This is a genomic window from Polaromonas sp. P1_F1, from assembly GCF_056405795.1.
Genome location: NZ_JBFUBJ010000005.1, coordinates 179,115 through 205,261, shown reverse-complemented (window position 1 = coordinate 205,261; position 26,147 = coordinate 179,115). Strand labels below are relative to the sequence as shown.

The window sequence follows — 26,147 nt, the reverse complement described above, 5'->3', positions numbered from 1 at the left end:
CGCAGGGCGTCAGAGCAATAGGGGCTACGTCTTCAGAAAGTACGCGTCTTGAGCGGAACCGAATCGACCGTCAGGGGTTTCATCTGCACCGGCTTGTAAGCCAGGCGGCTGCCTTCGCTGTACCAGAGCGTGTGCTTGTGCCAGTCGGTGTCGTTGCGGCCGTTCGGGTGCGCGGGCGTGTCGCCGTAATCGTCGACGGAGTGCGCACCGCGGCTTTCCTGGCGGGCCGCGGCGGACACGATGGTGGCCTGCGCTGCTTCGATCAGGTTTTCCACTTCCAGCGCTTCGATGCGCGCGGTGTTGAAAATCTTCGACTTGTCCTTCAGTCCGATGCTGTTGACGCGGGCACGCAGCGCGGCAATTTTCGTCACGCCTTCGTTCATGATGGCCTGTGTGCGGAACACGCCGGCATGCTGCTGCATGGCGGCGCGCAGGTCGTTGGCCACGTCTTGCGCGTATTCGCCGTCGGTCGCGTTGTCCAGGCGCGCGATGCGGGCCAGGGTCTTGTCGGCGGCATCCGCCGGCAGCGGCTTGTGCGTGGTGGTCTTGGCGAACTCGACGATGTGGTTGCCGGCGGCCTTGCCGAACACCAGCAGGTCGAGCAGCGAGTTGGTGCCCAGGCGGTTGGCACCGTGCACGCTGACGCAGGAACATTCGCCCACCGCATACAGGCCGTTGACCACCTGGCTCTGGTTGTTGGCGTCCTGCGTGACAACCTGGCCATGGATGTTGGTCGGGATGCCGCCCATCTGGTAGTGGATGGTGGGCACCACGGGAATAGGTTCCTTGGTGATGTCGACGTTGGCGAAGTTGTGGCCGATCTCGAACACCGAGGGCAGGCGCTTCATGATGGCGTCCACGCCCAGATGGGTCATGTCCAGCAGGATGTAGTCCTTGTTGGGGCCGCAGCCGCGGCCTTCCTTGATTTCCTGGTCCATGGAGCGCGAGACGAAGTCGCGCGGCGCGAGGTCTTTCAGCGTGGGCGCATAACGCTCCATGAAACGCTCGCCATTGCTGTTGCGCAGAATCGCTCCTTCGCCGCGGCAGCCTTCGGTCAGCAGCACGCCGGCGCCGGCCACGCCGGTCGGGTGGAACTGCCAGAATTCCATGTCTTCCAGCGGGATGCCGGCACGCGCTGCCATGCCCAGGCCGTCGCCAGTGTTGATGAAGGCGTTCGTTGACGCGGCAAAAATGCGCCCTGCGCCGCCGGTGGCCAACAGCGTGGTCTTGGCTTCAAAAATGTGGACGTCGCCGGTTTCCATTTCGAGGGCGGTCACGCCCACGACGTCACCGGCGGAGTCGCGGATCAGGTCCAGCGCCATCCACTCGACGAAAAAGCTGGTTTTTTCCTTGACGTTTTGCTGGTACAGCGTGTGCAGCATGGCGTGGCCGGTGCGGTCGGCCGCGGCGCAGGCGCGCTGCACGGGTTTTTCACCGTAGTTGGCGGTGTGGCCGCCGAAGGGGCGCTGGTAAATCGTGCCGTCGGGGTTGCGGTCGAAAGGCATGCCCATATGCTCGAGGTCGTACACGACCTTGGGCGCTTCGCGGCACATGTATTCGATGGCGTCCTGGTCGCCGAGCCAGTCGGAGCCCTTGACGGTGTCATAGAAGTGGTAGTGCCAGTTGTCTTCGCTCATGTTGCCGAGCGATGCGCCGATGCCGCCCTGGGCTGCAACGGTGTGCGAGCGGGTGGGGAACACTTTGGAAAGCACGGCCACGTTGAGGCCGGCGCGCGCCAGCTGCAGCGATGCGCGCATGCCGGAGCCGCCGGCACCGACGATGACGACGTCAAATTTGCGCTTGGGGAGTTTGGATGTTGCTGTCATGATTTTGTGGGGTGTCGGTCTTCTTGTCGGGTCTGTGGGGTCAGCGGCGGCTTAAACGCGCCACAGCACCTGAATGCCCCAGCCGGCGCAGGCCACCAGCCAGACGATCGTGAAAACATTCAAAACGAGTTTGATGGAGGCTGGCTTGATGTAGTCCATCCAGATGTCGCGCATGCCGACCCACACGTGCAACAGTAGGGCAACGATGACCACAAACGTCAGCGTCTTCATCCACTGGGACGAGAAGATGCCGGCCCACTTGTCGTAGCCGATGGGGCCTTTGCTGAAGATGACCTGGGCCAGGACCAGCACGGTGAAGAGGGCCATCAGGGCGGCCGTGACGCGCTGCGCGAGCCAGTCGCGCAAACCATAGTGGGCACCGACAACGATGCGTTTGGAGCCGTAGTTAACTGCCATTTTTGTGCTCCTTGATTAATACGCGCCGAAAAGCTTGAGTGCCAGCACGAATGAGATGCCTACGCTCACAGCCAGCGTGAAGAGGGCGGACGACTTGCCGAACTCCTTGCTGACGGCGGCGTGACTCACGTCCATCCACAAATGGCGCAGGCCGGCGATGAAGTGGTGCAGGTAAGCCCAGATGAGGGCCAGCGCCACCAGCTTCCAGATGATGCCGGGAAGGCCCAGCATGCCGACGTTGAAGGCTGCCTTGAATTTCTCGAAGGAGATTTCCGAAGAGATCGAGGTGTCGAACATCCAGATGATGAAGGGCATCAGCAAAAACATGATGAACCCGCTGATACGGTGAAGGATGGAGACAATGCCCGCGAGGGGGAGGCGATAGGAGTGGAGATCGGTCAGGGCGTTGATGTTGCGGAACTCGGGCCGCTTCTTCGCTACGGTTGTCGCTGATTCGGACATACTTGGCTTTCTGTGTTTTTGAGTAACGGCTTTGTAACTGCCAAAGCGGCTCAACCCGAAATTCTATTGCAATGCAGCAACAATCCCGGCTGCTTCGGGTGATGGCCGGAAATTTTTGTCGGGAAAAGCGCGTTTGCGGGCGCGACAGTTCGCAATTGCTGCGCGAAGGTCGTCGTAACTGACATGACGATTACAAATCACCCCATCCGGACGGCAATCCAGCGGCGCGCATATGCCGCTGCTGACGCTTCGTTGGTGTCATGGCTTGAAGGGTCTTCATCGTCCGTCATGTTGTTATGGGTTGCACCGCCGGGCTCTCGCGGCCATGCCGCGGCAGGTTTGCCTGGCAGGGTTTTCTGTTTCCCTTGAGCCTGCTGCCGCTGTTCAGTTCAGGGTGTTGTGATAGTGATGTGTGTCGGTGCGGTAGTAGCCGCGGCGCAGCTCCATGGGGGCATCGTTGTAGGTGTAGGCGATGCGCTCCACGCTCAAAAGCGGCGCTCCGTGCTCTACTTTTAATAGCAGCTCGCGCCCGTCGGTGGCTGCTTCGGCGCGTATTTTCTCTTCGGCGCGAACCATCCGAACGTTGAATTCGGTCTCAAACAGCGCATACATGGGGCCGTGGTAGTCAGCCAGCCGCTCGGCCGTCAGGCCCTTGAAGGGCGCGGCGGGAAGCCAGATGTCTTCAAGAATGGTGGGTGTGCCGGCAAAGCTCAGCACGCGTCGGGCCTGCAGCACGGCGTCCCCGGTGCGCAAGGCCAGCGTGCGTGCAATCTCGGCGCTGGCGCGCACGCGCCGGCAGTCGATGATGTCGCGTTGGGCCGGACCTTCGCTGCCCGGTGTGCCACTGTCGGGGACCAGCTTGAGAAAGCGGAACTGGACATGTTGCTCGGCGTGGGTTGCAACAAAGGTGCCCTTGCCCTGGCGGCGCACCACCAGGTTGTCGGTGGCCAGCTCGTCGATGGCTTTACGCACAGTGCCCTGGCTGACGCGGTAGCGCGCTGCCAGGTCCATCTCGGAAGGTATGGCTTCGCCTGGTTTCCATTCGCCTGATTGCAGGCTTTGCAGGATCAGGGCCTTGATCTGCTGGTACAGCGGACTGAACGCCGGCGTGGCACCTGCAAAATCATCGGCGGGTAGGGCGGGAGTGGCGTTCATGGGTGGATTCTGGCTGGCCGTATCATATCTTATATAAGACATAAGACAAATTGACGCCCGCTGCTTTTCAAGCGTAAAATCTTTGGCTGAGCCAGCGCGCGGCCTGCCGTTTTGCGATGATTTTGACGGGTAAAAGCATAAGACCCGTTAGTAATCACTTCCAGATATTCCAGGGTCGCGCCAGACATCTCACGCTACATCCCTCATTCAACCGATTTTCAACTTCCTGGAGTCCTCCCATCATGAGCAAAAAACCCGTCCGCGTTGCAGTCACCGGTGCAGCAGGCCAAATCGGTTACGCATTGTTGTTCCGCATTGCTTCCGGCGAAATGCTCGGCAAGGACCAGCCCGTCATTCTTCAATTGCTCGAAGTGCCCGTTGAAGGCCCGCAGAAAGCGCTCAAGGGCGTGATGATGGAACTCGACGACTGCGCGTTCCCGCTGCTGGTCGGCATGGAAGCCCACAGCGACCCGATGACCGCCTTCAAGGATGCCGACTACGCGCTGCTGGTCGGTTCGCGCCCACGCGGCCCCGGCATGGAACGTGCCGAGCTGCTGGCTGTCAATGGCGCCATCTTCACGGCCCAGGGCAAAGCGCTCAACGCAGTCGCCAGCCGCAACGTCAAGGTGCTGGTGGTCGGCAACCCCGCCAACACCAATGCCTACATCGCCATGAAGAGCGCCCCTGACCTGCCGCGCAAGAACTTCACCGCCATGCTGCGCCTGGACCACAACCGCGCCGCCAGCCAGATCGCCGCCAAGACAGGCAAGGCCGTGGCCGACATTGAAAAGCTCACCGTCTGGGGCAACCATTCGCCCACGATGTACGCTGACTACCGCTTTGCCACCATCAAGGGCGAAAGCGTCGCCAAGATGATCAACGACCAGGAATGGAACGCCAACGTGTTCCTGCCTACCGTCGGCAAGCGCGGCGCCGCCATCATTGAAGCGCGCGGCCTGTCGTCGGCCGCATCGGCCGCCAACGCCGCCATCGACCACATGCGCGACTGGGCCCTGGGCACCAACGGCAAGTGGGTCACCATGGGTATCCCGTCCGATGGCCAGTACGGCATCCCGAAAGACATCATGTTCGGCTTCCCCGTGACCTGCGAAAACGGCGAATACAAACTGGTCGAAGGCCTGGAAATCGACGCGTTCAGCCAGGAACGCATCACCAAGACCCTGGACGAGCTTAAGGGTGAGCAAGACGGCGTCAAGCACCTGCTCTGAGCAATTAATGAGCGATGTGCGCCGCGCAGGGCCGCCCCAAGCAAGCACGGCCCCCTCGGGGGGCAGCGTAGTACACGAAGTGACAAGCGTGGGGGCTCGCCAACATCCGCGCGACGTTCTGTTGGGTGCCCAGGCACAAGCCGGGTTTCTTCCGGTTTGTGATCACTACAGCGGTGTTGAAGCCCGCATGCGCAAAAGCTTGCAATTGCAGGCCGAGATGATCGAGGAGTTCGGCGCCTGCGTGTTTGACGTGACACTGGATTGCGAAGACGGCGCCCCCGTGGGCGGCGAAGCCGACCATGCCGCGATGGTCGTGGCGCTGGCGGCCCTGGCCAGCGACAAGGCCCGCGTCGCGGTACGCATCCATTCGGTGGACCACCCCGCCTTTGATGCCGACATGGCTGTCATTGCCGGAAAGCTGTCCCGTCATCTCTCTCACATCATGGTCCCCAAGGTGGAATCGGTTGCCGATGTGGTCAGGGCCGAGCAGGCTCTGCTCGCAGCATCGGCCGGCGGCCTGCCACTGCACGTGCTGATCGAGTCTCCACTCGCGGTGCGAAACGCTTTCGACATTGCGGCGCATCCGCGCGTGCAGTCGTTGAGTTTTGGTCTGATGGATTTTGTCTCGGCGCATGGCGGCGCGATTCCCGCCGACGGCATGAGCAGCCGCGGCCAGTTCACGCATCCCTTGGTGATGCGCGCCAAGCTCGAAATCGCGTCGGCTTGCCATGCCCACGGCAAAGTGCCGTCACATTGTGTTGTCACAGAGTTCAATGACACTGAGGCCATGACTTCTGCCGCACGCCATGCCGCCCGTGAACTGGGCTACACCCGCATGTGGAGCATCCACCCCAACCAGATCCGGCCTATCCTGGCGGCTTTTGCGCCCACCGAGGGTGAGATTGAAAGTGCTACAAAAATAATAGCTGCTGCCGCACGTTCAGACTGGGCTCCCATCAGTTTTGAAGGCAAGCTGCACGACCGCGCGAGCTACCGCTACTTCTGGCAGGTTCTGGAGCGCGCGCACCAGACCGGCCGTGTCTTGCCGCACGAGGCGCAGGCATATTTTTCTGTCCCGCTTCACTGATTTCCCCGATTGACTGTTGACCGTTCCAAAGGACCCCCATGAAACATTTCGCTCTCTCTGCCCTGATGCTGGCCGCCCCCGCCCTGTTGCTGGCCCAGACGGCAGCCCCTAAAGCTGCCGCGCCCAAGGCTGCCGCCGCAGCTGACCAGCCCGCCCAGGCCGCCAAGCGTGCACCGATCAGGCGCTCTGCCGCCAAGGTGGTGGAAGAAAGGACGCCCATTGACGATGACCTGTCTGTCACCTTGACCCCTGAAGACCTGGAGCTCGCCAAGCGGGTTTACATCGGCACGATTCCCTGCGAACTGGGTGCCTCCGTCACCATCACACCGAACGAAAAACGCCCGGGTTTCTTCCTGGTGCAGACGGGCAAGATGCGCTTTCGCATGCACCCGGTCGGAAGCCGCACCGGTGCCATCCGCCTGGAAGACGGCCGTGCAGGCGCCATGTGGCTCCAGTTGGGCAACAAGTCGATGCTGATGAGCCAGAAAATGGGCCAGCGCCTGGCTGACGAGTGCATGAGCCCGGCGCAGGTGACTTTTGCCGACGACATGAAGAAGAACCCCCCGACCAGCATTCTGGAGGCCTTGCCTGCCAAAGCTGCGCCAGCTCAGGCTGGCACGGGTTCTGCTCAGCCAGAAACTGCCCCGGCCAAAGCCCCATAAAGCCCGATAAAGCCCAATACAGACACAGACCGCGACCGCACGCGCATCGACCGTGCAAATTTTGAGTACAGGAGAAGAAAGCCATGATGCCCGAGTTCATACAAACCTACCGCAACCATGTGGCCGAGCGCGCCGCGCTGGGTATTCCCCCGCTGCCGCTGTCGGCCCAGCAGACCGGTGAGGTCATTGAGCTGCTGAAGAATCCACCCAAGGGCGAAGAGGCCTTTCTGGTGGAGCTGATCACGCACCGCGTGCCGGCCGGGGTTGATGCGGCCGCCAAGGTCAAGGCCAGCTATCTCGCTGCCGTGGCGCACGGCACCGAAAAGTGCTCGCTGATCTCGCGCGAAAAAGCTGTGCAACTGCTGGGCACCATGCTGGGCGGCTACAACATCAGCCCGATGGTCGAGCTGCTCGACGACGCTGAAGACAGCGTCGCCACGCAAGCAGCCAACGGCCTGAAGCACACGCTGCTGATGTTCGACCAGTTCCACGATGTGCAGGAAAAGGCCGGCAAGGGCAACAAATACGCCAAGGCCGTGCTGCAGAGCTGGGCCGATGCCGAGTGGTTCACCAGCCGCCCGGAAGTGCCAGAGTCGATCAAGCTCACCATTTTCAAGGTGGCTGGTGAAATCAACACCGACGATCTCTCCCCCGCACCCGACGCCTGGAGCCGCCCTGACATCCCGCTGCACGCGCTGGCCATGCACAAGAATGCCCGCCCCGGCGTGACGCCCGAAGAAGACGGCAAGCGCGGCCCGGTCAAGTTCATTGAAGAGCTGAAAGCCAAGGGCAACCTGGTGGCCTATGTGGGCGACGTGGTCGGTACCGGCTCCTCGCGCAAGTCCGCAACTAACTCGGTGTTGTGGTTCACCGGTGAAGACATTCCCTTTGTGCCGAACAAGCGTTTCGGCGGTGTCTGCCTCGGCTCGAAAATCGCCCCGATTTTCTACAACACCATGGAAGACTCGGGCGCGCTGCCGATCGAACTCGACGTGAGCCAGATGGCTATGGGCGATGTGATCGAACTGCGCCCCTATGAGGGCAAGGCGCTGAAAGACGGCAAGGTCATCGCCGAGTTCAAACTCAAGAGCGACGTGCTGTTTGACGAAGTGCGCGCCGGCGGCCGCATTCCGCTGATCGTCGGCCGCGGCCTCACGGCCAAGGCGCGTTTTGCGCTGGGCCTTCCCGTGTCTACCCAGTTCCGCTTGCCGCAGAACCCGGCCGACAACGGCCGCGGCTTTACGCTGGCACAAAAAATGGTTGGCCGTGCGGTCGGCTTGCCTGAAGGCCAGGGCGTACGCCCCGGCACGTACTGCGAGCCCAAGATGACTTCTGTCGGCTCGCAGGACACCACCGGTCCGATGACGCGCGACGAATTGAAAGACCTGGCTTGCCTGGGTTTCAGCGCCGACCTGGTGATGCAGTCCTTCTGCCACACGGCGGCTTATCCCAAGCCGGTCGATGTGAAGATGCACCACGAGCTGCCCGAGTTCATGAGCGACCGCGGTGGCATCCCGCTGCGTCCGGGCGACGGCATCATCCACAGCTGGCTCAACCGCATGCTGCTGCCCGACACCGTCGGCACCGGCGGCGATAGCCACACGCGTTTTCCCATCGGCATCAGCTTCCCCGCGGGCTCAGGCCTGGTGGCTTTCGGTGCTGCCACCGGCGTCATGCCGCTGGACATGCCTGAGTCGGTGCTGGTGCGCTTCAAGGGCGAAATGCAGCCCGGTATCACGCTGCGCGACCTGGTCAACGCAATCCCGTTGTACGCTATCAAGGCCGGCCTGCTGACGGTCGCCAAGCAAGGCAAGAAGAACATCTTCTCCGGCCGCATTCTGGAAATCGAAGGCTTGCCCGACCTGAAGGTCGAACAGGCGTTCGAGCTCTCCGACGCTTCCGCAGAGCGTTCCGCTGGCGGCTGCACGGTGCACCTGAACAAGGAACCTATCATCGAATACATCAACAGCAACATCACGATGCTGAAATGGATGATCGCCACGGGTTACTCGGATGTGCGTACCATCAAGCGCCGCATTGCCGCCATGGAAGCCTGGCTGGCCGACCCGCAGCTGCTCAAGGGCGATGCGGACGCCGAATATGCCGCCGTCATCGAGATCGACCTGGCCGACATCCACGAGCCTATCGTGGCCTGCCCGAACGACCCTGACGACGTGAAGACCCTGAGCGAAGTGGCTGGCAGCAAGATCGACGAAGTCTTTATCGGCAGCTGCATGACCAACATCGGCCATTTCCGCGCGGCCTCCAAGCTGCTCGAAAACAAGCGCGACATCCCCGTCAAACTGTGGATGGCGCCGCCGACCAAGATGGATGCCAAGCAGCTGACCGAAGAAGGCCACTACGGCGTGCTCGGCTCGGCCGGCGCCCGCATGGAAATGCCGGGTTGCAGCCTGTGCATGGGCAACCAGGCGCAGGTGAAAGAGGGCGCGACGGTGTTTTCCACCTCCACCCGCAACTTCCCGAACCGCCTCGGGAAAAACTCCAACGTCTACCTCGGTTCCGCCGAGCTGGCCGCGATCTGCTCCAAGCTGGGCCGCATCCCCACCAAGGCCGAATACATGGCCGACATGGGTGTGCTGACCGCTGCCAGCGACAAGATCTACCAGTACCTCAACTTCGACCAGGTCAAGGACTACACCGACATGGCTGACACCGTGAAGGACGGCGTAGCCGCTTAAGTGGACACCATGCCGGCGGCTTGACAGCCGCAAGCTGAAATGGAAGGATGAAGTGATGAAGAAACCGTCACTTCTTTCCTTCCTTTTTTTTGTTCTTTTTTCGGCCATCGGTGCAACCGCTCAAGCTCAAGATGCGCGCACCAACGCCTTCAACGACCCCTTCCTGCAGGTCACTTCGGCGATCAACCCATGCCCTGTGCCGGAGGGGCCGCTCTATACCGAGCAGGAAGTGCGCGACGTGGCCCATGTGCGGGCGCAGCACGGCGGCAGTTGCTACCGTGTGGGGCGTTGCCGTCTGGCCAACTCGTATTGGTATGACCAGGAAATCATTCCGCGCGTGTCGCAATACATCAAGCTCGATGGCCGTTTCGACGACACCAGCGTGTGGGTGCAGGGCGAGCGGCGCCTGGTTTTCCTCAAGGGTTGCGTCAAGACACGCGAACAATCGGAGGCGCTTGAAAAAGCCGTCTGGCTGGTCGATGACGTGATGGGCGTGGTGAATTACCTGCGCGTGGGTGATGAGCCCGTGCGCTATGTGCCGGCGCAGACTGAAAAGAAGTGAAGTGGGCTTGCCCCTTGCGCATGCAAAAAATCCCCGCAGTTTCCTGCGGGGATTTTTCATTGGGGGAGGCTATAGCCCCGACGGCAGCGGGTCTACCACCCGCAATTCCGAGCCGTCGACAAACTTCAGGTACCAGAACTCCGGTGACAGCGGCAGGTTGGGGCGTATGTGGCTGACATTGGCTGGCAGCACATAGACCGTGCTCGCGCCGTCGTCGGGCGGGGGTGCCAGGTAGTGGCGCTTGACCGTCACCAACCCGCCTATGGTGGAAACCACGGTGCCTATCGACTCGGTGACAGCATTGACGGTGGTGCCCTGGCCCAGCATGTGGATGGTGGTCTGGCCCATCAGGTCAGGACGTGAGGCTTCTATGTACAAGACTGCCGCGGTGTTGATGCGCAAATCGTCGGGCGCGCTGGGCTCAGTGGCTTTGTTGAAAGAGATAAAGGGCATGGATAGGGCCGGTTGGGGGACAGGTTTTCGGGCGAATTCTCAGGAAATATGCAGCTCTTTGTGCTCACCCAGCTTGCGCGGCAACTCGCCCAGGATGGCTGCCCTGGCCATTTTGGCCAGCTGCACCATCTTGCTTTCCTTCACGTCCCAGTATTCGGCGTGATGAATGCGCACTTCCAGCAGCGCCAGGTCCGGGTCGTTGACGCCCGCAGGAAACCAGGCGCGGGCAAGCGGTGACCAGAGTTCTTCTTTTTTCCCCTGGTCTTCCACGATCGCCGCCTGGCCCGACACCGATACGTAGCTGTCGGCGCCCGGGTCGGCGTACGACACGTTGACGTTGCCGTCCTGCTGCAGCCGCTGGGCCATCTCGCTTTTGCGTGAGATGAAGAAATACAGATGCGATTCCGCGTCAAGCGACTGGTTCTGCGTGGTCAGGGGATGGGCGTGCAACATGCCGCTGGCCTGGCGGTGCGTCAGCATGCCGAATTTGATGCCCTTGATCAGCTCCCAAAGGGTGTCGTGGTCTGATTTTGTTGCGCTCATGAAAACTCCCGTGGGTGGTGGCCAATGCGTCGATGCTAGGCATCATGCCGTTGGCCGCTCATCAGCGGGCGGCGCGGGCAGCTGTCAGCAAGTGCCGACAGCCCCCGGCTTCCAGCCGCAGCCTGTGTAAACCATCGCTCTACAGGGGAACTAATGGCGCGAGCGGTTACCATATAGATAGATGCAAGTAATTCGTATTTGTATTACGGCTTGCTTACAGGCGCCCAAGGGCTTCAAGGCCTTCGCGCCCGGCCCGGTTCGGGCGAACCGGGCCGCTTTCATCTCTAAAAGGTGTTTCATGAAACTGTCGTTCCCATCTTTTGCCGGCGCCGTGCTGGCCGTCGGTCTACTGGCCGCGCCCCTGGCCTCCACGGCCCAAACCGTCACGCCCACCGCCGAAGGCATCGTGGTTTACAACGCCCAGCACGCCAGCCTGACCAAGGCCTGGGCTGAAGCCTTCAGCAAGGAAACCGGCATCAAGGTCACTTTGCGCAACGGCAGTGACACCGAGCTGGGCAACCAGATCGTGCAGGAAGGCAAAGCCTCGCCCGCTGATGTGTTCCTGACGGAGAATTCGCCGGCCATGGCGCTGGTCGACACGGCAGGGCTGTTCGCTCCGCTGGACGTGGCCACGCTGTCGGAAGTGCCTGCCAACTTCCGCCCCGCGCATGGCCGCTGGACGGGCATCGCCGCGCGCAGTACGGTGTTCGTCTACAACAAGGCCAGGCTCACGCCCGCACAGTTGCCCAAGTCCATGCTGGACCTGGCCACGCCCGCATGGAAAGGCCGCTGGGCTGCATCGCCTTCCGGCGCCGACTTCCAGGCCATCGTGAGCGCGCTGCTCGAACTCAAGGGCGAAGCCGCTACCGTCGCCTGGCTCAAGGCCATGAAGGAAAACGCCACGCCTTACAAAGGCAACGGCACGGTGCTCAAGGCCGTCAATGCAGGCCAGATCGAAGGCGGCGTGATCTACCACTATTACTATTACGGCGACCAGGCCAAGACCGGCGAGAACAGCAACAACGCCCAGTTGCATTACTTCCGCAACCAGGACCCTGGCGCTTTTGTGAGCATTTCCGGTGGCGGCGTGCTGGCCTCGAGCAAGCACCAGCCCGAAGCGCAGGCCTTCGTGAAGTGGATTGCCGGCAAAGGCGGACAGGACATCCTGAAAACCGGCGACGCGTATGAGTACGCTGTTGGTACGGGCGTGCAGTCCAACCCCAAGCTGGTGCCGTTGGCTGAGCTGCAGGCGCCCAAGGTCGAGCCTTCCAAACTCAACAGCAAAAAAGTCACCGACCTGATGACCCAGGCCGGCCTGCTGTAAACCACTTCCAATCGCACCTAACCACTTCAGGTCCGCGGATCTGACACCTGCCTTGAGTGCCTTGCCATTTGATGTCGGCGCCGACTCCCTGAAGCCGGCGAGTGCGGCCCTGCTGCCTTCGCCTGCGGCCGGGCGCGGCGGCTGGCGCCTGTCGTGGGTGGGCAGCGCGGCCCTGCTGGTCTCGTTGCTCGCTTTGTTGCCGCTGGGTTTTGTCATCTGGGTCGGCATCCAGGCGGGTTGGGACACGGCCTCTGCGTTGATCTTCCGGCCCCGTGTTGGGGAGCTGCTCGTCAACACTGCTTTGCTGGTAGCGCTGACAGTGCCCTCGTGCGCCGTGCTGGCCGTGGCCCTGGCCTGGCTCACCGAGCGCAGCGACCTGCCCGGTGCGCGCACCTGGGCCTGGCTGGCCGTCGCGCCGCTGGCCGTGCCGGCTTTTGTGCACAGCTATGCCTGGATGACGGTCGCCCCCGGCCTGCACGGCTTGCCCGCCGGCGTGATGGTTTCGGTGATTGCCTACTTTCCATTTTTGTATTTGCCGGTGGCCGCGGCTTTGCGGCGGCTGGATCCGGGCATGGAAGACAGCGCCGCCTCGCTGGGCTTGAGCCCTTTGGCGGTGTTCTTCCGCGTGGTGCTGCCGCAGCTGCGGCTGGCGGTATGCGGCGGCTCACTGCTGGTAGGCCTTCACCTGCTGGCCGAGTACGGCCTTTACGTGATGATCCGTTTCGACACCTTCACCACGGCCATCGTCGACCAGTTCCAGTCGACCTACAACGGGCCTGCGGCCAACATGCTTTCCGGCGTGCTGGTGGTGTGCTGCTTCGCGTTGCTGGCACTGGAATCGGCCGCGCGCGGCAAGGAACGTTATGCGCGCGTAGGTTCCGGCGCCGCGCGCATGCCTTTCAAGCGCAGCCTGGGCCGCTTCACCGCGCTCAGCCTGTTGCTGCCCGTGCTGGTCACCGCTCTGGCACTGGGCGTGCCGCTGGTTACCCTGGGCCGCTGGCTGGTGGCCGGCGGGGCTGCTGTATGGCGCGTGGATGAAATCGGCCCGGCGATTTTCCAGACCCTGGGGCTGGCGCTGGCCGGTGCGTTGCTGACCACATTGGCCGCTGTGCCCATGGCCTGGCTGTCGATACGCTCGCCCGGCCGGCTGCAGCGCGTGCTGGAGGCCTGCAACTACATGGTCGGTTCGCTGCCCGGTGTGGTGGTGGCGCTGGCGCTCGTCACGGTGACGGTGCGCATGCCGATTTACCAGACAGCGGTGACGGTGCTGCTGGCTTATTTGCTGATGTTTTTGCCACGCGCCCTCATCAGCCTGCGCGCCGGCATCGCGCAGGCGCCGGTGGAGCTGGAGCAGGCCGCGCGCAGCCTGGGCCGCACGCCCGTGCAGGCGCTGTGGGCCATCACCCTGCGGCTGGCCGCGCCCAGCGCGGCGGCCGGCGCGGCCCTGGTGGGCCTGGGGATCACCAACGAACTCACCGCCACGCTGATGCTCGCGCCCAACGGCACGCGCACCCTGGCAACTTCCTTCTGGGCCTACAGCAGCGAGATCGACTACGCCGCCGCCGCGCCCTATGCGCTCATCATGGTGCTGCTGTCGCTGCCCATGACGTGGCTGCTCTATACCCAATCCAAACGCACGGCGGGACGATGACAACTTCTCTTGAACTGAACGGCCTGCGCAAACACTATGGCCCCGTGGAAGCACTGGGCGGCGTTCACTTGCACGTGCCGGCCGGCAGCCGCACCGCCATCGTGGGTCCGTCGGGTTCCGGTAAAACCACCTTGCTGCGCATCATTGCCGGCTTCGAAGTGCCCGACGCCGGCCGCGTCGTGCTGGGTGGGCGGCAACTGGCCGACGGGCCGGAAGCCGTGCCGGCGCACCAGCGCGGCATCGGTTTTGTGCCGCAGGACGGCGCGCTGTTTCCGCACCTGACGATTGAAGGCAACGTCGGCTTTGGCCTGCCGCGCAATACGCCCCAGCGCGCTGAACGCATTGCCGAACTGATGGACATGGTCGCGCTGGACACCGCCATGCTCAGCCGTCGCCCGCATGAGTTGTCTGGCGGCCAGCAGCAGCGCGTGGCACTGGCCCGCGCGCTGGCCCAGCGCCCGCAGCTGATGTTGCTCGATGAGCCTTTTTCCGCCTTGGACACGGGCCTGCGCGCCAGCACCCGCAAAGCCGTCGCGCAATTGCTCAGCGGCGCCGGCATCACCACCATCCTGGTCACGCACGACCAGGCGGAGGCCCTGTCATTTGCCGACCAGGTAGCCGTGATGCGTGAAGGGCAACTGGTGCAGGCCGGCCGCCCGGTGGATCTTTATCTGCGGCCCCGTGATGCCGCGGTGGCCGGCTTCCTGGGCGAAGCCATCGTGCTGCCCGCGCGGCTGGCGGGCGGCTGGGCTGACTGCGCGCTGGGGCGAGTCGCGGTCAACGACGGCCAGCGCAGCGGTGCGGCGCAGATCATGCTGCGGCCAGAGCAACTGCAGGTGGCTGAAGTCCCGGCGCAGGCGGCCGCGCAAAGTGCGGATGCCGCTGCGTGCTACGGCGCGGTTATCGACACCGATTTTGGCGGTCCGGTCTGCGTGCTGTCGGTGCGCCTGGTGCGCGGCGCTGGCATGGTCACGGCAGAAGAAGCACCGGCGGCGACAGAGCTTGCTGCGTGGGACGCGCCGCTGCTGGTGCGCAGCTCCGGCCTGCATGCCCCGGCGCCGGGCGCCATGGTTCGCATCACGGTGGCCGGCGAGGCCCATGTGTTCGTATAAGCCGGCTGCGTGCCGGTTCCCGGGAATTTAAGTAAATAGTGGCCGTAACCCAATAAAAACGGGCGCAAGCAGCTATTAAATTAATAGCATTTTGCCTGTCTCTACGGGTGCGATGAACCAGCTGGCGGCGGACGTTTTCCCGGTACGCCCGCGCAAGGGGCATGGTTCGACCAATACATGCCTTGTTACGAATCTCTAAGGTGTCTTACACAGGTCTTTGGGTATATTGTGTACGGTGTACACAAATTAATGGCTATGCACTTGCACGCCGGCAACTTGATCGGTTGTTGCGGCGTTTCAGGTGACAAACCGCTTACCCAAGGAGATTTCCCATGGCTCGTTACGTAGATGGATTCATCGTTGCCGTCCCCGCCAAGAAAGTGGAGGACTACCGCAAGCTGTCCCGCAAGGCCGGCAAGATCTGGAAGGAGTACGGCGCGATCGAATACACCGAGTGCATCGCCGACGACGTGAAACCGGGCAAGGTCACGTCCTTTCCGCAAAGCGTCAAGCTCAAGGCCGGCGAGGTGGTGGTGTTCTCGTGGATCACCTACAAGTCACGCAAGCAGCGCGACAGCGTCAACAAAAAGGTCATGTCCGACCCGCGCCTGGAGGCCATGATGGATCCGAAGAATCTGCCCTTCGATGGCAAGCGGATGATTTTTGGCGGCTTCAAGACCATCGTCGAGCTTTAAAGCCCGGACGCGCGGACTCTAGCTCTGCGCCGCCAGCACGTGCAGCGCCCGGCGCGTGAAGTCATCCGCCGGGAAAAACGTCTCCATCGCCAACTCCTGCAGCGTCACATCCACCGGTGAGCCGAAGATGGTGGTCGTGCTGATGAAGCTCAAAACGCCTGAAGGCGTGTTGAACTTGAAAGGCATCACAACGCCTGGATGCTCGCCTTCCAGATTCGGCCCCTTGGCTTCTTCCGGCACCGGGTAGGCCTTCAGTTCTTCCAGCAACGCCACCAGCGCCGGGTCGGCCGTGGCCGTGATCTGCTGGCGCAGGCGTTCAAACAAATGGTCGCGCCACTGCAGCAGGTTGGCGATGCGCGGCGCCAGGCCCTTGGGGTGCAGGCTCAGGCGCAGCACGTTGACGGGGGCTTCCAGCAGCGACGCATCGGCGCCCGCCAGCAGGTGCGGCACCATGCGGTTGGTCGCCACGATGTTCCAGTGGCGGTCCAGGGCCAGGGCCGGGTAGGGCTCATGGCTTTTCAGCAGCAGCTCCACCGCCTGGCGGGCCGAAGCCAGCGCCGGGTCATTCAGCGGCCGCTCGCGGTACATGGGCGCGTAGCCGGCCGCCACCAGCAGCGCATTGCGCTCGCGTAGCGGAATGTCCAGCCGCTCCGACAGGCGCAGTACCATCTCGCGGCTGGGCACCGAGCGGCCGGTTTCCACAAAACTCAAATGCCGCGTCGAGATGTCGGCCTCGTGGGCCAGGTCCAGCTGGCTCAGGCGCCGGTGCTGGCGCCAGTGGCGCAAGTGGTCGCCAAAGGGTTGGGCCGCGCGCGGCGCGGGGCGGGTAGGGTGATGAATGCTGGCAGTCATGGCGCCATCCTAAAGCCATGAAGCTGGTTTTCCATTACCTGCCAGGTTATCGACGAGCAGCCGGTGCGCAGGAATGATGACCCCCATGCGCACCGACCCGGCGGCCCGGCGCGCTGATCGCTATTCCCTATGACCGGCTGCCAGCACTTTCAGGAGTTTTGCCATGTCTTCGAGTTCCATCCTTTCCTCTCCCAACTTCCTGCGCAATGTGCTGCGTGTGGATGCGCTGTCGTGCATCGCTTGCGGTGTATTGCAAGTCGCCTTTCCAGCCGCGATGGCCCGCCTGCTGAACCTGCCCGAGGGCCTGATTGCCTACACCGGAGAGTTTTTGCTGGTCTATTCGGCAGTCGTTGCGTTTGTTTCAACGCGTAATCCTTTGCCGCGTGGCGTTATCTGGGCGCTGGTGGCGGGCAATATCGGCTGGGCGCTGGCCTGCGTGCTGATGCTTGCCAGCGGCCGTGTGTCGCCCTCCATGCTGGGCGTGGCCTATGTGGTGATGCAGGCGCTGACGGTGGCGGTGCTGGCCGAACTGCAGTACTTCGGCTTGCGCCGCGCAGCGCCGCAGCCGGCCTGGTGAGAACGCACAAGACTCGGTAGAGGGGCAGGGTATGCGGCGCCGGACTCCCACGGAGCCGCAGTGCCTGCCAGAATGGGGGCTGCCGTCAATAAAAAGGAGTCCGCCATGGCCAAACCGCCTCCCCACGCTTTTTCCTCCACGCTCAAAAGCTTCAAGACCGCCTCCGGCAAGACCGGCAAGTTCTACTCCCTGCCGGAACTCGCCAAACAGTTTCCCAAAGTTTCCCGCCTGCCGGTGTCCATGCGCATCGTGCTCGAGTCCGTGCTGCGCAATTGCGACGGCAAAAAGGTCACGGCCGAACACGTGGCGCAACTGGCCCACTGGCTGCCCCAGGCCGACCGCACCGAAGAAATCCCGTTTGTTGTCTCGCGCGTGGTGCTGCAGGACTTCACCGGTGTGCCGCTGCTGGCCGACCTGGCCGCCATGCGCAGCGTGGCGCTGAAGCTGGGCAAGAACCCAAAAGCCATCGAGCCGCTGGTGCCGGTCGACCTGGTGGTCGACCACTCCATCATGGTCGACTACTACGGCAAGAAAAATTCGCTGGACCTCAACATGAAGCTGGAGTTCCAGCGCAACCGTGAGCGCTACGAGTTCATGAAATGGGGCATGCAGGCCTTTGACACCTTTGGCGTAGTGCCGCCGGGCTTCGGCATCGTGCACCAGGTCAACCTTGAATACCTCTCGCGCGGCGTGCATATAAGCAGGGACGGCGTGTACTATCCCGACTCGCTGGTGGGCACCGACAGCCACACCACCATGATCAACGGCATCGGTGTGGTGGCCTGGGGCTGCGGCGGCATCGAGGCCGAAGCCGCCATGCTGGGCCAGCCCGTCTACTTCCTCACGCCCGACGTCGTGGGCTTTGAGCTGACCGGCCGCCTGCGCGAAGGCGTCACAGCCACCGACCTCGTGCTGCGCGTGACCGAGCAGTTGCGCAAGGAAAAGGTCGTCGGCAAGTTTGTCGAATTTTTCGGCGAGGGCACGCGCACGCTGGCCTTGCCGGACCGCGCCACTATCGGCAACATGGCGCCCGAATACGGCGCCACCATGGGCTTCTTCCCGGTCGACGAAAAAACGATCGACTACTTCAAGGGCACGGGCCGCACCAGGGAAGAGATCGAAGCCTTCGAGGCCTACTTCAAGGCGCAGGGCCTCTTCGGCGTGGCCAAGGCCGGCGAGATTGATTATTCGCACATAGTCAAGCTGGATTTGGGCGATGTCACGCCCAGCCTGGCCGGCCCCAAGCGCCCGCAAGACCGAATCGAGCTCGGCAACGTCGCCAGCCAGTTCAAGTCGCTGTTCAGCAAGTCGATTGCCGAGAACGGTTTTAACCAGCCCGCCGGCATGCTCAACACCCGCCACCTGGTGCGCCGCACCGATGAAGGCCGGCTGGACACGCTGCCGTCCGCACCGCCCACACCGGCCGGTGCCGCACGCCCCGTGATGGAGATGGAAGGCAACCGCCCCACACTGGCGCACGCACGCGCCAGCAACACCACGGACGCGCCCGCCAAGGCGCAGACCGAGGTGGTGCATTCCGCCCCCGGCATCACGGTGGGCAACGGCGACGTGCTGATCGCCGCCATCACCAGTTGCACCAACACCTCCAACCCCAGCGTGCTGCTGGCCGCCGGCCTGCTGGCCAAGAAGGCGGTGGAAGCCGGCCTGAAGGTGCAGCCGCACATCAAGACCTCGCTGGCCCCTGGCTCGCGCATCGTGACCGAGTACCTCACCGAGACCGGCCTGCTGCCTTACCTGGAGAAGCTCGGCTTCGCACTGGCCGGCTACGGTTGCACCACCTGCATCGGCAATGCCGGCGACCTGACGCCCGAACTCAATGAAGCCATCAGCAAGAGCGACCTGGTCTGCGCGGCCGTGCTTTCGGGCAACCGCAACTTCGAGGCGCGCATCCATCCCAACCTCAAGGCAAACTTTCTGGCCAGCCCGCCGCTGGTGGTGGCCTACGCCATTGCCGGCACGGTGATGCGCGACCTGATGACCGAACCCGTCGGCAAAGGCAAGGGCGGCAAGGACGTGTACCTGGGCGACATCTGGCCGACCAGCGACGAGATCTACAAGCTCATGAAGTACGCGATGAACGGCAAGGCCTTTCGCGCCAATTACGCCAAGGTCAAGACCGAGCCCGGCAAGCTCTGGGAAAACATCAAGGGCGTCAAAGGCACGTCTTACACCTGGCCGGCCAGCACCTACATCGCCGAGCCGCCTTTCTTCAAGGACTTCACCATGAAAGCGGGCGAGGCGGGCAGCGTGTCCGTCAAGGGTGCGCGCATCATGGCGCTGTTTGCCGATTCCATCACCACCGACCACATCTCGCCGGCCGGCTCCATCAAGGCCAGCTCGCCGGCAGGCCTCTGGCTGCAGGCCAACGGCGTGCAGAAGGCCGACTTCAACAGCTACGGTGCGCGCCGCGGCAACCACGACGTGATGATGCGCGGCACGTTTGCCAATGTGCGCATCAAGAATTTGATGATCCCGCCCGATGCGGAAGGCTCGCGCGAAGAAGGCGGTGTCACGTTGTTCCAGCCCGGCAACGAAAAGATGTTCATCTACGACGCTGCCATGAAGTACATGGACCAAGGCACTCCCACCGTGATCTTTGCTGGAGAAGAATACGGCACAGGTTCGTCGCGCGACTGGGCCGCCAAAGGCACGCAGCTGCTCGGCATCAAGGCCGTGGTGGCGCGCAGCTTTGAACGCATTCACCGCAGCAACCTGGTGGGCATGGGCGTGCTGCCCCTGCAGTTCAAGCCGGGTGATTCGTGGCAGACCTTGAAGCTCACCGGAAATGAAGTCATTGACGTGATTCCGCACCCTGAGCTCAAGCCGCAAAGCGAAGCCAAACTGGTCATCACGCGCGCCGACGGTTCTCGCGAGGAAGTCACCGTGATACTGCGCGTGGACACACCCATTGAGGTCGACTACTACCGCCACGGCGGAATTTTGCCGTTCGTGCTGCGACAGTTGCTCGCTTGATGTTCAGACAAGCCCTGATAGCCGGCGGCGGCATCGGCGGATTGGCGGCGGCGCTCGCGGTATCGCGCGCCGGCTGGTACGTCCGCCTGTTTGAACGCGCCAGCGCCTTCAGCGAAGTCGGCGCCGGCATTCAGCTCGGTCCCAATGTCGTCAAAGTGCTGCATGGCTGGGGGCTGGCCGACGCGCTCCAGGCCGTGGCTGCCATTCCCGAGCGCCTGCAGGTGCGAAGTGCCATATCGGGCCAGCTGCTGGGCGAGTTGCCGCTTGGCGCCGCTATGGCCCAGCGTTATGGCGCGCCTTACCTCTCCATTCATCGCGCCGACCTTCACGGCCTGCTGCTGCAGGCCGTGCAGCAGCACGCCGACGTGAAGCTGCATCTGAGCCGGCCTCTGCAGTCCTTCAGCCAGACCGCGCAAGCCGTCACGGTGCAGGCCGACGACGGCCCTGGCATTGAAGGCGACGCCCTCATAGGTGCTGACGGCATCTGGAGCACAGTGCGCCAGGAACTGCTGGGTGACGGTCTGCCACGCCGCACCGGCCACCTGGCTTACCGTGCCCTGGTGCGGCAATCCGATCTACCTGAATTGCTCAGGAGCCGGCAGATCACGGTCTGGCTGGGGCCRCGCATGCACGTGGTGCAGTACCCGGTGCGCGGCGGTGAATGGCTCAATGTGGTGGCCATCGTGCAGGGTGAAGCCGCTGCCGAAGCCGACCTCTGGGACCACAGTGCCAACACCTCCGATCTGGGTGCGGCGACGGCCGGCTGCTGTGCCGCGCTGCGCGAGGTACTGGATGCCATCGGGGGCTGGCGCTTGTGGGTGCTGCACGACCGCGCGCCGATGCGGGGTGCCCACCAGCACGCTGTAGGCCGTGTGGCCTTATTGGGCGACGCCGCCCATCCGATGCGGCCTTACCTCGCGCAAGGCGCCGGCATGGCGATCGAAGACGCCGCCGAGCTAGGCCATGTTTTGGCCCAGGCGCTGGACCCGGCGTTTGACGTACCCACCATGCTGCAGCGCTACGCGCTCAACCGCTGGCAGCGCAATGCGCGCGTGCAGGCGCGGGCTTTGCGTAATGGGCAGATATTTCACGCCAGTGGGGTGTCGCGGTGGGGCAGGGATACCGCAATGCGTCTGTTGGGTGAGAAGCTGCTGGATATGCCCTGGCTGTATGGGGCAAGCCCAACCTACCTTGACGGGCATTGAGCTGTAGGACGACGGCTGTTTGCCCAGGCCTTGCACGGTTGATACGCGCTTTCACCGCGGGCAGTGCGTCAATTTGTGGTCCGGGCTTCATGACGGCAAGGAATTCCGCCCGGACTGGGAAAAAAACTCGCGGGACCGCGGTCACGCCTGGGTGAAGTTTTGGGGACGCTTGCAGATGCGGCCGCTATTTATTCACGGGATCTTGTTTTTCTCGGACTTTGGAACTTGTATGTACTTCCTCATCCTGTCGAATTTTTCATCGTAAACCAGCACAGTGTCCCTCTGTTCGGGCCGGAGAATTCTCAAGCTGTTGTACCTGGTTTCCACTTTCTCTTCAGTGTTCATGAAAATCTTGTGATCCCACCGCTCTTCCGGGTCTTTATAAACAGTTTCGATGATGACCTTGCCCGGAAAAACTTCGTTAAATGCGATGTAGTACTCCGGATGAAGGGAAGGATCGTTCTTTCTGAGGAGCACCAGGAGGAGGTAGGCATCGTTCAGTCCTTCCCGCGTGTCCTTGAGCAGAATGGCGATTTCTTTCTTGTCCTGGCCGCTGAAATCGCCTTCCCTTAACAGGCTTGAGTATTTGAGATTTCCGGAATTCACGAACCGATAGGCCGCTCCTTCATCGGATGAATAGAAATCGAGAAGCTTTTCTTTGACGCCATACGGCAATTCCTTGAGATAAAACGCATCGAAGTCGCTGCCGTATTTTCTGCTGAAGTCTTCTGCTGAAATCAGGTAGTTGTCATTAAGCAAGGCTGGCAGCAGGGTGGGGTATTCAGCAGCACCCTTCATCGCGAGCTTTAAATAGGCTTTCCAGTTTTCCTGGCCGACCTTCGTTTGATACTTTTCCAGGTCCTGAGGTGTATTCGTTTCAATCAGCGAGTACCCGCGTTGCTTTTCGCCCTTGCCGTCTTTGCAGGTAACGCAATAGATGGTTTCACCAAAACTGAGGTTGTAGAGTTTTTCAGGAAGCTGGTCGTACTCTTTTTTGTAGCTTGCATCCAGGAGTTTTCCCTTGGTGATATGACCGGTATCGCCGGTAAAGATGGCGAGTGTCTTTGACTCGGCGACAGCCTTCGCCGCCGTATCTCCCGTTGTCTTTCCCGTTGTATTTCCTGTCGTATCCGCTAACGCGGCATATCTATCCCCTTCGTGCGTGAAGTCGTAGACGTAGTGTTTGAAATATTCAAAATCGTTCTTGGCAAAAAAACAAGCGAGCGCAAACACAAGCAATGCAAGCGCCGCTAAAGTCTTTTTAGTCCTGGATAACGTCGAAAAATTCATGGATCAGATGGGTGACAGGTATTTAAGACAACAGACGAACAAGTCTGCTGATGGAAGGGCAGCTATCGTGAAATGCAGTCAAGTATTGAACCGGACCGCCGAAGTATCGCTGACTATTTTGACTGGCACAACGGGGCAGGATCGCGTGCAAGCATGGATCGAATCACCCTAAAGCAAAGTCGGCGCTCAAGGTTTCCCTCCCCAATCACGTCATCCTGGATGACGCATCGCAATGGTAGATCGACGATGAAAATGACGATTGCTGAAACGCCTTGTTGCATTTGCTATAAAAATAGTAGCTGCTTGCGCAAGTCCTTCAAGGGCTCTGGCTACTATTCTTATGGATTTCCTGCAAATCCGTGCGCAGCTTCCATATCTCCGGAAACAACACGACATCCAGCATCTTGCGCAGGAAGCTGACGCCGCCGATGCCGCTGCTAGTGGTGACCTACGCCATTGCCGGCAGCGTGATGCGCAACCTGATCGGGTGCCCACCAGCATGCCGTGGGCCGCGGGATGGTGCGATGGGGGCGGGATGTGGCGATGAAGGTATTGGGAGAGAAGATGTTGGATTTGCTTCGGTTGTATGGACCGACAAGCAGGCGTTCCCGATGATCGGAAAAACAATCGGGATTTATGGATTACGTTTCCGGGCAGCCCTAGTCCGCGTAGGCCCCCGCCGCCTTGATCACCGGCGTCCAGCGTGCAATTTCGCTGTGCAAGTATTCGCGATGACCCGCGGGTGTGTTGCGCGCATCCCGAACCACATCGATTCCTGAAGCGAGCTGTGCCCGTTTGAATGCGTCCGTCTGGATTGCGCCCAGCAATGCAGCGTTGATTCTGGTTTGTACCGCCTGAGGCGTGTTCTTCGGCGCATACAAGCCGTACCAGACGCCAAGCCGGACGGAGGGAATCCCGAATTTCTCGAGCGTCGGGATCGCCGAGGCGCCGGGAACGGTGAGTGGCTTGGCTGATGTCACGCCGACGGGCCTGGTTTTTCCGCTAAATACATGAGGGAGCACATTGGCTGTCAAATCGCACATCAGGTCTACATGGCCTCCCAGTAAATCCGCCAACGCCGGTGCGGTCCCGCGATAGGGAACGGTGGTCATGCCGATGCCCAGCGAAGACTGCAGGAGAAGGCCGCACAGATGCGACGCCGACCCAATGCCGCCGTTGGCAAGCTTGACCTGTGGTTGCGTGGCTATCCACCGCACCAGCTCAACCGCTGAGCCCGTAGCTATCTGTGGGCGCGTCACCAGCATCAGTGGCGATTCAGCCATGATGCCCAAAGGTTCGAAGTCCGTCTCCGGGTTGAAACCGAGGCGGCGGTATAGCGCAGGGGCTGTCGCCATCCCGATATGGTTCAACAGCAGGGTATAGCCGTCGGCAGCCGCACGCAAGGCGATGGTACTGCCCAGGTTGCCGCCGGCGCCTGACAGGTTCTGGATGATGATGGATTGCCCTAACTGCTTTTCCAGCGGTAAGGCAAGCTCCCGCGCGAGCTTGTCCATAGGACCTCCTGCGGGGTAGGGAACAATCAATGTCACCGGTTTCGAGGGGTAAACACCTTGCGCCTGCGCGCCCATGCCGCATGCCAGCAAGGCCCAAAAAACCAGTGAAAACAGTTTCTTGCTCATAAGTTTCTCCAGTGTTACCGGTACTTTTCAGACTGGCATGCGAAGGGCCGCATAGCCGACGGCCGAGGCCCGCAGGGCTCGCCGCGCCTGCGTCGCTGCCAGGCATTTCTCGATGATGGCCGGCTCCGATGTAAAGGGCGTACCACCTGGAAAGGGCGGCTTGGGGTCGTATTCGATCTGGAGCTGGATTTGCTTGGCTGTTTCGTCTCCCTTCAGCATTGCGACGACCTTCAAGGCCATGTCGATGCCGGATGTCACGCCGCCCGCCGTGAAGATATTTCCGTCCACACACATGCGCTCTCTGGTGACGATGGCACCGAACGCCGGCAGAAAATCGATGGCCTGCCAGTGGCAGGTGCTTCGCCTGCCCTTGAGAAGGCCCGCGGCGCCGAGCAGCAACGAACCCGTACAGATACCGAAGATGTACTTCGCTGACTTTGCTTGCCTGCGGGTGAAATTGACCCACTCGGCGTCCAGTATGGCGTCGTCGGTTCCAGGTCCCCCCGGCACCACCAGCAGGTCGCAGGGCGGTGCGTTTGCGATGGTCGTGGTGGGTGTCAGCGTGAGGCCGCGGTCCGAGCGGACTGGCTCCAGTGACTTCCCTACGAGCTCGACATGCACCCCCGGCACACGTGCCAGGACTTCAAAGGGCCCTGTCAAATCAAGTTGTGTCAGTGCATTGAAGAGAATAATATTAACTTTCATGAACACCCTCCTTAATACGCTGACGGTAAGGCCAGGTGCCGCAGGGACAGTGCCAAAAGCGGGCGAATGTGCGCCAAAATGGGTGGCATTTCTCTTGTTTGACGGCTTCCAGCCCATTGACCTCGCCGGGCCGTGGCAGGCATTTGCCACGGCAAATGAAGAGGTGGGCGTTCCGGCGTATCGCCTGATCACTGTGGCACGGAAGGACGTTGTAACGAGCGCCGATGGTGCACTGAAAATCCATGTGGACCACGATCTGGGGGCTGCCGCGGCATTGCCGATCGATGCGCTGGTGGTGCCGGGCGGTGGCGGTATCCATGCGGCATGTGCCGATCTTCAATTGGTCAACTGGCTGCGGGAAAGAGACCAGGCCACACGTAGAACCTGCAGCGTTTGCACGGGGGCCTTCCTGCTCGCCGCCACCGGGCTGTTGAGTGGCCGGGAGGTCACCACCCACTGGCGATCCGCCGAGAGATTGCAGCGGGACTTTCCGGACCTCAGGGTTAACGACGACAAGATCTACTGCGAAAGCGGCAAGTACTGGACCACGGCGGGTGTTACCGCCGGCATCGACCTCGCGCTGGCCCTTATCGAGCGCGACCATGGCGCCGACATCTCGCAGCGTGTCGCGCGGCGGCTGCTTGTCTATTTACGCAGGGACGGCGATCAGCGCCAGTACAGCCAGGCCCTGAGGATTCAKGATCGGGCCGTTGCACCATTTCGCCAGTTGATCGAGTTGTTGCAGGCCCGGCTTGATCACGAATGGTCCGTCGACGAGATGGCGGATATGTGCAATATGTCCCGGCGCACTTTTCAGCGCAAGTTTGCGGAAAACTTCGGCATGGGTCCCATAGCCGCACTCAACAGCTTGCGGTGTGAACAGGCGGAAATCCTCGCCAGCTCGGGGTGTCTGTCGGGGAAGGAAGTCCAGAGGCATACCGGATCGACCCGGGGTATTTCCAGGACGGCGGCCGCAGCGCGTAATCGTGCCGGCGGCGCTTGCTGAT

The 26,147-nt window shown here is 61.9% G+C and carries 23 protein-coding genes; 13 read left to right on the top strand and 10 right to left on the bottom strand.

What is annotated here, in order from left to right:
* Window positions 1-32 precede the first annotated feature (32 nt).
* From sdhA to AC1DZE_RS15420, 4 genes are all read right to left on the bottom strand, one after another.
* Complete coding sequence (sdhA, locus tag AC1DZE_RS15435) at window positions 33-1,826, bottom strand: succinate dehydrogenase flavoprotein subunit (protein ID WP_477671354.1); 1,794 nt, start codon at window positions 1,824-1,826, stop codon at window positions 33-35.
* Window positions 1,827-1,877: 51 nt separating this feature from the next.
* Window positions 1,878-2,243 carry a succinate dehydrogenase, hydrophobic membrane anchor protein gene (gene sdhD / locus AC1DZE_RS15430; RefSeq protein ID WP_477671355.1) on the bottom strand — a complete coding sequence of 122 codons (366 nt, stop codon included), beginning with the start codon at window positions 2,241-2,243 and terminating at the stop codon, window positions 1,878-1,880.
* A 15-nt stretch (window positions 2,244-2,258) separates the two neighbouring features.
* Window positions 2,259-2,705, bottom strand: a complete 447-nt coding sequence (sdhC, locus tag AC1DZE_RS15425) for a succinate dehydrogenase, cytochrome b556 subunit (RefSeq protein WP_477671356.1) — start codon at window positions 2,703-2,705, stop codon at window positions 2,259-2,261.
* A gap of 384 nt (window positions 2,706-3,089) precedes the next feature.
* Window positions 3,090-3,860: a GntR family transcriptional regulator gene (locus AC1DZE_RS15420; protein WP_477671357.1), complete on the bottom strand. Its 771-nt coding sequence runs from the start codon at window positions 3,858-3,860 to the stop codon at window positions 3,090-3,092.
* Window positions 3,861-4,102: 242 nt separating this feature from the next.
* Here AC1DZE_RS15420 and AC1DZE_RS15415 point away from each other — a divergent pair, with 242 nt between their 5' ends.
* The 5 genes from AC1DZE_RS15415 to AC1DZE_RS15395 all read left to right on the top strand — a co-directional run bounded on the left by AC1DZE_RS15415 (window position 4,103) and on the right by AC1DZE_RS15395 (window position 10,099).
* Window positions 4,103-5,089 (top strand): malate dehydrogenase, encoded by a 987-nt coding sequence (locus tag AC1DZE_RS15415; RefSeq protein WP_477649359.1) that lies wholly within the window; start codon window positions 4,103-4,105, stop codon window positions 5,087-5,089.
* A gap of 16 nt (window positions 5,090-5,105) precedes the next feature.
* Window positions 5,106-6,176, top strand: coding sequence for an HpcH/HpaI aldolase/citrate lyase family protein (locus tag AC1DZE_RS15410; RefSeq protein WP_477672528.1), 1,071 nt, complete (start codon window positions 5,106-5,108; stop codon window positions 6,174-6,176).
* A 38-nt stretch (window positions 6,177-6,214) separates the two neighbouring features.
* Window positions 6,215-6,838 carry a hypothetical protein gene (locus AC1DZE_RS15405; RefSeq protein ID WP_477672524.1) on the top strand — a complete coding sequence of 208 codons (624 nt, stop codon included), beginning with the start codon at window positions 6,215-6,217 and terminating at the stop codon, window positions 6,836-6,838.
* Between the two features lie 83 nt (window positions 6,839-6,921).
* Complete coding sequence (locus AC1DZE_RS15400) at window positions 6,922-9,537, top strand: bifunctional aconitate hydratase 2/2-methylisocitrate dehydratase (protein WP_477672525.1); 2,616 nt, start codon at window positions 6,922-6,924, stop codon at window positions 9,535-9,537.
* 55 nt (window positions 9,538-9,592) lie between these two features.
* Complete coding sequence (locus AC1DZE_RS15395; protein ID WP_477671361.1) at window positions 9,593-10,099, top strand: BON domain-containing protein; 507 nt, start codon at window positions 9,593-9,595, stop codon at window positions 10,097-10,099.
* 69 nt (window positions 10,100-10,168) lie between these two features.
* Here the strand turns inward: AC1DZE_RS15395 and AC1DZE_RS15390 are convergent, their stop codons facing one another.
* Together AC1DZE_RS15390 and AC1DZE_RS15385 are read right to left on the bottom strand one after the other, a co-directional pair.
* Entirely contained in the window at window positions 10,169-10,552 is a 384-nt protein-coding gene (locus AC1DZE_RS15390) for a hypothetical protein (RefSeq protein WP_477672526.1), read from the bottom strand.
* 39 nt (window positions 10,553-10,591) lie between these two features.
* A complete protein-coding gene (locus AC1DZE_RS15385; RefSeq protein WP_477671363.1) occupies window positions 10,592-11,095 on the bottom strand; it encodes a pyridoxamine 5'-phosphate oxidase family protein in 504 nt (167 codons plus the stop codon).
* Window positions 11,096-11,393: 298 nt separating this feature from the next.
* Between AC1DZE_RS15385 and AC1DZE_RS15380 the strand changes: the two genes are divergently transcribed.
* The 4 genes from AC1DZE_RS15380 to AC1DZE_RS15365 all read left to right on the top strand — a co-directional run bounded on the left by AC1DZE_RS15380 (window position 11,394) and on the right by AC1DZE_RS15365 (window position 15,877).
* Window positions 11,394-12,419 (top strand): iron ABC transporter substrate-binding protein, encoded by a 1,026-nt coding sequence (locus AC1DZE_RS15380; protein WP_477700253.1) that lies wholly within the window; start codon window positions 11,394-11,396, stop codon window positions 12,417-12,419.
* A 52-nt stretch (window positions 12,420-12,471) separates the two neighbouring features.
* Window positions 12,472-14,070, top strand: a complete 1,599-nt coding sequence (locus AC1DZE_RS15375) for an ABC transporter permease (RefSeq protein WP_477672833.1) — start codon at window positions 12,472-12,474, stop codon at window positions 14,068-14,070.
* On the top strand, window positions 14,067-15,182 hold the full coding sequence (locus tag AC1DZE_RS15370) for an ABC transporter ATP-binding protein (RefSeq protein ID WP_477672832.1): 1,116 nt from the start codon (window positions 14,067-14,069) through the stop codon (window positions 15,180-15,182). The genes AC1DZE_RS15375 and AC1DZE_RS15370 overlap by 4 nt, the downstream gene beginning before the upstream one ends.
* A 332-nt stretch (window positions 15,183-15,514) precedes the next feature.
* Window positions 15,515-15,877, top strand: a complete 363-nt coding sequence (locus AC1DZE_RS15365; protein ID WP_457279322.1) for a DUF1428 domain-containing protein — start codon at window positions 15,515-15,517, stop codon at window positions 15,875-15,877.
* 18 nt (window positions 15,878-15,895) lie between these two features.
* Here AC1DZE_RS15365 and AC1DZE_RS15360 read toward each other — a convergent pair whose 3' ends face one another.
* The gene (locus AC1DZE_RS15360) at window positions 15,896-16,729 is read right to left on the bottom strand and encodes a helix-turn-helix domain-containing protein (RefSeq protein WP_477672831.1); all 834 of its coding nucleotides are present in this window, start codon (window positions 16,727-16,729) and stop codon (window positions 15,896-15,898) included.
* 163 nt (window positions 16,730-16,892) lie between these two features.
* Between AC1DZE_RS15360 and AC1DZE_RS15355 the strand changes: the two genes are divergently transcribed.
* The 3 genes from AC1DZE_RS15355 (at window position 16,893) to AC1DZE_RS15345 (ending at window position 21,505) form a co-directional block, all read left to right on the top strand.
* On the top strand, window positions 16,893-17,306 hold the full coding sequence (locus AC1DZE_RS15355) for a hypothetical protein (protein ID WP_477672830.1): 414 nt from the start codon (window positions 16,893-16,895) through the stop codon (window positions 17,304-17,306).
* A 105-nt stretch (window positions 17,307-17,411) separates the two neighbouring features.
* Complete coding sequence (locus AC1DZE_RS15350) at window positions 17,412-20,300, top strand: aconitate hydratase (protein ID WP_477700252.1); 2,889 nt, start codon at window positions 17,412-17,414, stop codon at window positions 20,298-20,300.
* A complete protein-coding gene (locus tag AC1DZE_RS15345) occupies window positions 20,300-21,505 on the top strand; it encodes an FAD-dependent monooxygenase (RefSeq protein WP_477671370.1) in 1,206 nt (401 codons plus the stop codon). The genes AC1DZE_RS15350 and AC1DZE_RS15345 overlap by 1 nt, the downstream gene beginning before the upstream one ends.
* 192 nt (window positions 21,506-21,697) lie before the next feature.
* Here the strand turns inward: AC1DZE_RS15345 and AC1DZE_RS15340 are convergent, their stop codons facing one another.
* From AC1DZE_RS15340 to AC1DZE_RS15330, 3 genes are all read right to left on the bottom strand, one after another.
* Window positions 21,698-22,795, bottom strand: a complete 1,098-nt coding sequence (locus tag AC1DZE_RS15340) for a hypothetical protein (protein ID WP_477671371.1) — start codon at window positions 22,793-22,795, stop codon at window positions 21,698-21,700.
* 659 nt (window positions 22,796-23,454) lie between these two features.
* Window positions 23,455-24,435, bottom strand: a complete 981-nt coding sequence (locus tag AC1DZE_RS15335; protein WP_477671372.1) for a tripartite tricarboxylate transporter substrate-binding protein — start codon at window positions 24,433-24,435, stop codon at window positions 23,455-23,457.
* 27 nt (window positions 24,436-24,462) lie between these two features.
* A complete protein-coding gene (locus AC1DZE_RS15330; protein WP_477671373.1) occupies window positions 24,463-25,140 on the bottom strand; it encodes a DJ-1/PfpI family protein in 678 nt (225 codons plus the stop codon).
* 82 nt (window positions 25,141-25,222) lie between these two features.
* Between AC1DZE_RS15330 and AC1DZE_RS15325 the strand changes: the two genes are divergently transcribed.
* Window positions 25,223-26,146, top strand: coding sequence for a GlxA family transcriptional regulator (locus AC1DZE_RS15325; protein WP_477700297.1), 924 nt, complete (start codon window positions 25,223-25,225; stop codon window positions 26,144-26,146).
* The last annotated feature ends 1 nt before the right edge of the window (window position 26,147 follow it).